Annotated in this window: 5 protein-coding genes and 1 pseudogene; 5 read left to right on the forward strand and 1 reads right to left on the reverse strand. The window is 71.7% G+C overall.

The genetic code is table 11. The features are described 5' to 3' along the window. The 5 genes and pseudogenes from NOD94_RS39430 to NOD94_RS39450 form a co-directional block, all read left to right on the forward strand. Positions 1-350, forward strand: a pseudogene (locus tag NOD94_RS39430) (urease subunit alpha); the annotation flags it as partial. Positions 351-379: 29 nt separating this feature from the next. After that, positions 380-1441 carry an agmatine deiminase family protein gene (locus NOD94_RS39435; protein ID WP_281211060.1) on the forward strand — a complete coding sequence of 354 codons (1062 nt, stop codon included), beginning with the start codon at positions 380-382 and terminating at the stop codon, positions 1439-1441. Positions 1442-1471: 30 nt separating this feature from the next. Next, complete coding sequence (locus NOD94_RS39440) at positions 1472-2098, forward strand: TetR/AcrR family transcriptional regulator (RefSeq protein WP_281211061.1); 627 nt, start codon at positions 1472-1474, stop codon at positions 2096-2098. 320 nt (positions 2099-2418) lie between these two features. Next, positions 2419-4059, forward strand: a complete 1641-nt coding sequence (gene cimA / locus NOD94_RS39445) for a citramalate synthase (RefSeq protein ID WP_281211062.1) — start codon at positions 2419-2421, stop codon at positions 4057-4059. Positions 4060-4530: 471 nt separating this feature from the next. Continuing rightward, a complete protein-coding gene (locus NOD94_RS39450) occupies positions 4531-5871 on the forward strand; it encodes a hypothetical protein (protein WP_281211063.1) in 1341 nt (446 codons plus the stop codon). 31 nt (positions 5872-5902) lie between these two features. On the opposite strand, the gene NOD94_RS39455 is transcribed toward NOD94_RS39450, so the two are convergent. Further along, a complete protein-coding gene (locus NOD94_RS39455) occupies positions 5903-6505 on the reverse strand; it encodes a YceI family protein (protein WP_281211064.1) in 603 nt (200 codons plus the stop codon). Positions 6506-6943 lie beyond the last annotated feature (438 nt).

Raw genomic sequence — 6943 nt, forward strand, 5'->3', positions numbered from 1 at the left:
CCGGGTTCCCCGCCTACGGCGTCACCGGCGACCCCAACGCCGCCACCGACACCTGCGAACCCCTCGTCCTCGGACCGCAGTTCGGCTCCTACGGGGCCACCGCGGCCGACATCTCCGTCGCCTTCGTCTCCGCCGCGGCCGCCGCGCTCGGCTCCGACGAGATGCCCACGCGCCGCCGCCGGGTCGCCGTCCGCGGCACCCGAGGCATCGGACCGAAGGACATGCTCCGCAACTCCCGGGTGGGCGCGGTCGATGTGGACGCGCGCAGCGGACTCGTCTCCCTCGACGGCGAACCGCTGCGTTCCGAAGCGGCCGAATCGGTCTCCCTGAACCGCCTGTACTTCTTGTAAGCCCAGCACAGCCTGTGAGGACCCCTGCCATGACCCAGCCGACGCAGCCGGCCCAGCCGTCCAAGCCCGTCGACGCCGGATTCCGGATGCCCGCCGAGTGGACCCCGCACGAGCGCACCTGGATGGCCTGGCCCAGCCCCAACCCCACCTTCACCAACGATCAGGAGCTCGCCGAGGCCCGCGCGGCCTGGGGCGCCGTCGCCCGCGCGGTCCGCGCGTACGAGCCCGTGACCCTCGTCGTCTCCCCGGGCGACGCCGAGAGCGCCCGCGCCGTCGTCGGTGACGACGTCCAACTGGTCGAGCGCGAGCTCGACGACGCCTGGATGCGCGACATCGGCCCCACCTTCGTCACCAACGACGCGGGCGAACTGGCCGCCGTCGACTGGACCTTCAACGGCTGGGGCGCCCAGGAATGGGCCCGCTGGGACCACGACTCCAAGGTCGCCCGCCACGTGTCCGACCTCATCGGCACCCGCACGTACAGCACCCGCCTCGTCAACGAGGGCGGCGCCATCCACGTCGACGGAGAGGGCACTGTGCTCCTCACCGACACCGTGCAGCTCGGCGACGGCCGCAACCCCGGCTGGACCCGCCGGCAGGTCGAGGACGAGATCCACGCCCACCTCGGCACCACGAAGGCGATCTGGCTCCCGTACGGCCTCGCCGGTGACTACGGCACCTACGGCACCCAGGGCCACGTCGACATCGTCGCCGCCTTCGCCCGCCCCGGCGTCGTCATGGTCCACACCCAGCCCGACCCGGCCCACCCGGACCACGAGCGCTGCAAGACCATCGCCGCCCTCCTGCGCGCCTCCACCGACGCGCGGGGCCGACTGCTGGAGGTCGTGGAGGTCCCGGCGCCGACGGTGCTGGAGGAGGACGGCGAGTGGGTCGACTACTCGTACATCAACCACTACCTCTGCAACGGGGGCGTCGTGCTGTGCGCCTTCGACGACCCGCGCGACGAGGAGGCGGCCGAGATCTTCCGCGGTCTGTTCCCCGGGCGGACCGTGACGCTGGTTGACGCACGTACGATTTTCGCCGGGGGTGGCGGTATCCACTGCATCACCCAGCAGCAGCCGAAGGTCTGACCTACGGCGGACCTCATGAAGGAGTGGCCCATGGTGGCGGGTGGAGTACCGGTACGGGCGGCGCGCAAGAACGCGCCCCCGCGCGAGGACGTACTCGTCGCCGCCATGGCCACGATCGCCGAGCGCGGCCTGGAGGGCCTGACCATGGCCGGTCTGGGCCGCCAGGTCGGCATGAGCAGCGGCCACCTCCTCTACTACTTCCGCAGCAAGGACGAACTCCTGCTGCAGACCCTGGAGTGGAGCGAGGCCGCCCTCGGCACCGAGCGGCGGGCCCTGCTCTCCCGCCGCGACCCGGTCCGCGCCCGCCTCCAGGCGTACGTGGACCTCTACGTGCCCGACGGCCCGCGGGACCCGCACTGGACCCTGTGGCTGGAGGTCTGGAACCGTTCCCAGAACGCCGGCCCCCAGGAACGCGACCGGCAGGCCGCCATCGAGGGCGCCTGGCACCGCGACCTGGTCGCCCTCCTCGCCGAGGGCGTCTCGCGCGGGGAGTTCCGCCCGGTGGACCCCGACCGGTACGCCGCCCGGATCCGGGCCCTCCTCGACGGCTTCAGCATCCAGGTCGCCGTCGGCCTGCCCGGGATAGGCCGGGACGACATCCTGGAACACGTACGGGAGTTCCTCACCGACACCCTCACCGTTCCCGTCCCCGGCTGACCCCGGGGGCCACCCGTGCGGGGCTGCCCGCATCGTGAGATCGCCGTCCACGTACGGCGAGCCGTATGGCACACTGCGGACGTGCCTGCTCAGCTCATGATTATGGACAGCAGCGCGCCGGTCCTCTGTGACCGCTGAACCGTGGACGACCTTCGCGGCAGCGGCCACCGTGCCTCAGACCCGCGCGCAGACCTCTCGCACCCGCGAGGGGTCTTTTCGTTTCCCGGCCCGAAATCATGCCGGGACCGGGCGGCGCGCGATGATGGGGGCAGTGGATCCCGGGTCTCCGGAACCACTCATCCGACAGGAGTCAGATCAGCATGACGACGACAGAGGCGACGGAGTCGACCGAGCCGACGGAGCAGCGCACGGGGCCCGTCGACAGCTTCCACGTCTTCGACACCACCCTGCGCGACGGCGCCCAGCGTGAGGGCATCAACCTCACGGTCGCGGACAAGCTGACCATCGCCCGGCACCTCGACGACTTCGGCGTCGGCTTCATCGAGGGCGGCTGGCCCGGCGCCAACCCCCGCGACACGGAGTTCTTCGCCCGCGCCCGCGCCGAGATCGACTTCAAGCACGCCAAGCTGGTCGCCTTCGGCGCCACCCGTCGCGCCGGCGGCTCCGCCGCGCAGGACCCGCAGGTCCGCGCCCTCCTCGAATCCGGCGCGCCGGTCATCACCCTGGTCGCCAAGTCCCACGACCGGCACGTCGAGCTCGCGCTGCGCACCACCCTCGACGAGAACCTGGAGATGGTCCGGGACACCGTCGCCCACCTCGTGGAGCAGGGCCGTCGCGTCTTCGTCGACTGCGAGCACTTCTTCGACGGCTACCGCGCGAACCCCGAGTACGCCAAGTCCGTCGTGCGCGCCGCGTACGAGGCCGGGGCCGACGTCGTCATCCTCTGCGACACCAACGGAGGCATGCTGCCCGCGCAGATCTCGGCGACGGTGGCGACCGTCCTCGCCGACACCGGCGCCCGGCTCGGCATCCACGCCCAGGACGACACCGGCTGCGCCGTCGCCAACACCCTGGCCGCCGTCGACGCGGGCGCCACCCACGTCCAGTGCACCGCGAACGGTTACGGCGAGCGCGTCGGCAACGCCAACCTGTTCCCCGTCGTGGCCGCGCTGGAGATCAAGTACGGGCGCACGGTCCTCCCCGAGGGCGCCCTCGCCGAGATGACCCGGATCTCGCACGCCATCGCCGAGGTCGTCAACCTCACGCCCTCCACGCACCAGCCCTACGTCGGCGTCTCCGCCTTCGCGCACAAGGCCGGCCTGCACGCGTCGGCGATCAAGGTCGATCCCGACCTGTACCAGCACATCGACCCCGAGCGGGTCGGCAACACCATGCGGATGCTCGTCTCCGACATGGCCGGCCGCGCCTCCATCGAACTCAAGGGCAAGGAGCTCGGAGTCGACCTGGGCGGCGACCGCGCGCTGATCGCCCGGGTCGTCGAGCGGGTCAAGGAGCGCGAGCTCCAGGGCTACACGTACGAGGCGGCCGACGCCTCCTTCGAACTGCTGCTGCGGGCCGAGGTCGAGGGCCGGGCCCGCAAGTACTTCCGCATCGAGTCCTGGCGCGCGATCGTCGAGGACCGCCCGGACGGCACCCACGCCAACGAGGCCACGGTCAAGCTGTGGGCCAAGGGCGAGCGGATCGTCGCGACGGCCGAGGGCAACGGCCCGGTCAACGCCCTGGACCGGGCGCTGCGGGTGGCGCTGGAGCGGTTCTACCCGCAGCTCGCCAAGTTCGAGCTGGTCGACTACAAGGTCCGCATCCTTGAGGGCACGCACGGCACGGAGTCCACGACCCGAGTGCTGATCGCCACGACGGACGGCGTCCGCGAGTGGTCGACCGTGGGCGTCGCCCCCAACGTGATCGCCGCGTCCTGGCAGGCCCTGGAGGACGCCTACACCTTCGGGCTCCTGCACGCGGGCGTGGAGCCGGCGGAGTAGTCCGGGTTCGGGTTCGGCAGGCGTCGTCCCGCACCTTCCGCAACACCCCCCGGGACATCGCCCGCCCGTCGGCCCACACCTCGCCGGGAGCCAACCCGGCGAGGTCGTCCTCCGTGAAGCGCGCCTCCCCGTGGTGGACGCCGTCGTCCGGCGAATGGAACTGCGCCCGGTACGCGCGGCCGGCCGGCAGCCGCTGCTCGCCCATGGGCTCGGGGTGCCACGAGGCGGGCGGCTCGAACAGGGGGAACGTTCCGCTCCGGGTGCCCGCCTCCGTCCACCAGCCGATCCACCCGGATTCCGACCCCGCCGGGGGAGCCGCGCCGGGCTCGACCCGGCTCATCACGTGCGCGGACGCGCGCCGCATCGACCCACCCCGGGGCGAAGGGCGGGTACCGAGCACCGGCGTCCGGGCGGGGGCGGCCTTATGTCCCGTTAACACGGGAAACAACCTGTTCGGGTAGCGTCGTACGCATGAGGACCAGGCTGATATCCGTACGATTCGGACCGCTGCTGGCCGGTCTGCTGCTGGCCCTGTCGACGACCGCCCTCGTGGCCGCCCCGCAGGCCTCGGCCGCCACCGGAATCGCCGAGGTGGGGGAGGCCCTCAAGAAGGGCCCGGTCTACGTCGACCCCGGCGCCCGCGACCAGCTGTCCGCGGCGCAGGCCGACGCGCTGACCGAGAAGATCAAGGACTCCGGGAAACCGGTGTTCGTCGCCGTGCTGCCGGCCACCGCGGAATTCCCGCAGGACAAGGTGCTCCCCGCGGTCCGCGCCGAGACCGGCATCACCGGCCTGTACGCGATCCGCCTCGGCGACGGCTTCAAGGCGGGAGCCGACCCGGCCGTCATGCCGAGGAACGCGGTGCAGAACCTCACCGAGACGGTCAAGACCGGCACCCCGGTGGACGCGGCCACCCAGCTCGACAACTTCGTCGACCAGGCCCTGAGCCAGGCCAAGGGCTCCGCCCCCGCGTCCTGGGGCACCACCGGCGCGTCCGACGGAGCACCGGTCGGCGGGCTCATCGCGCTCGGCGCGGTCGCCGTCGCGGGCGGGGGCGGCGCGTACCTGCTGGTGAAGCGGAACCGGAAGAAGAAGGAAGAGATCCGGCGCGACGCGATCGCCCGGCTCGCCGTCGTCGTGGACGAGGACATCACGGCCTTCGGCGAGGAACTGGAGCGACTGGACTTCCACCCGGGTGAACCGGGCGCCGACGACGCCATGCGGCGCGACTACGAACAGGGCCTCGACTCGTACGAGAAGGCCAAGCAGATCATGGCTTCGGTCCGGCGCCCCGAGGAGGTGCAGGGCGTGACCCAGGCCCTGGAGGACGGCCGGTACGCCCTGGCGTCCCTCGACGCGCGCCGTCAGGGCAAGCCGGTGCCCGAGCGCCGCTCGCCCTGCTTCTTCGACCCGCGGCACGGACCGAGCACCGAGGACGCGACCTGGGCGCCGCCCGCCGGGGCCTCCCGTACCGTCCCGGTCTGCGCGGCGGACGCCGTGCGGCTGCGCGAAGGCCTGGACCCCGCGGTCCGCACCGTCGACACCGAACGCGGACCGCGCCCGTACTACGACGCCGGCCCGGCCTACGGCCCCTGGGCCGGCGGGTACTTCGGCGGTGGCATCCTGCCCGGCCTGCTGATGGGCACGATGCTCGGATCGATGATGTCCGGCCCCGCCTACGCCTCGGACTTCGGCGGCGCGGGGAGCGGATTCGAGGGCGGGGACGTCTCCGGGGCCGACTTCAACCCGTCCGACTTCGGCGGCGGGGACTTCGGCGGCGGTGGCGGGTTCGACGGCGGGGGCGGCTGGTAGCCGCCCCCGGGCCGGCGTCTCGTGCGGCCGGTCAGGCCTGCTTGATCGCCGAGATGTCGAAGGTCAGCTTCACCTTGTCGCTGACCATGACACCGCCGGCCTCCAGCGCGGCGTTCCAGGTCAGACCCCAGTCGGAGCGCAGGATCTCGGTGCCGCCCTCGAAGCCGACGCGCTCGTTGCCGTAGACGTCGGTGGCCGAGCCGGTGAACTCCAGGTCGATGGAGAGCGGGCGGGTGACGTCCTTGATCGTCAGCTCGCCGGTGACACGGTACGCGTCCCCGCCGAGGGTCTGCGCCGAGGTGGAGTGGAAGCTCATGACGGGGAAGGTCTCGGCGTCGAAGAAGTCGCCGCTGCGCAGGTGGGTGTCGCGGTCGGCGATGCCGGTGCCGATCGAGGCGATCTTCACGTCGATGACCGCGGTGGAGCGGGACGGGTCGCCGCCGTCGAGGTGCAGGGTGCCCTCGTGCTCGGTGAAGCTGCCGCGGACGTTGGTGACCATCGCGTGCCGGACGGTGAACCCGATGCTGCTGTGCGCGGCGTCGATCACGTAGTCGCCGGTCAGGGCGGCGAGCGCCGGGTCCACTTCGAGCGTGGCGACGGCGGTGGGGGCGGTGCGGCGGGTGAAGAGACCCATGACTTACTCCTCGGAAGATCCTGCTGGTGGGGTGTCCGACGGGGTCCGGGGATTCCGAACTTCGTTGAACTTTCAACGAGAATGACGCTAGACCCATTCCGTTCAAATTTCAACTTCTTCGGGGTGGGTCCCGCTGTTTTGTCGAACTCCCACAAAGGGCCAAGGTCCCGACTGGGGGAGTCCATGCATCCCCCGGCGGTTCTGTTCGGGCCGGACAGCGGATCGGGTCCGAGACTGTGCGGAACCAACGGAGGGTTTTCGCCGTCGCACTTCGTAAGGTCGGTACATGACCGTTGTGGACCAGACTTCGAGCGAGCCGACCGACGCCCGTGGACGCGTGGCCGAGCTGCACTCCCTCCGTGAGGAGGCGCGGCGCGGGCCGAGCGATCGGGCGACGGAGGCGCAGCACGCCAAGGGCAAGCTGACGGCCCGGGAGCG

This window comes from Streptomyces sp. Isolate_45, from assembly GCF_024721315.2.
Lineage (GTDB): Bacteria > Actinomycetota > Actinomycetes > Streptomycetales > Streptomycetaceae > Streptomyces.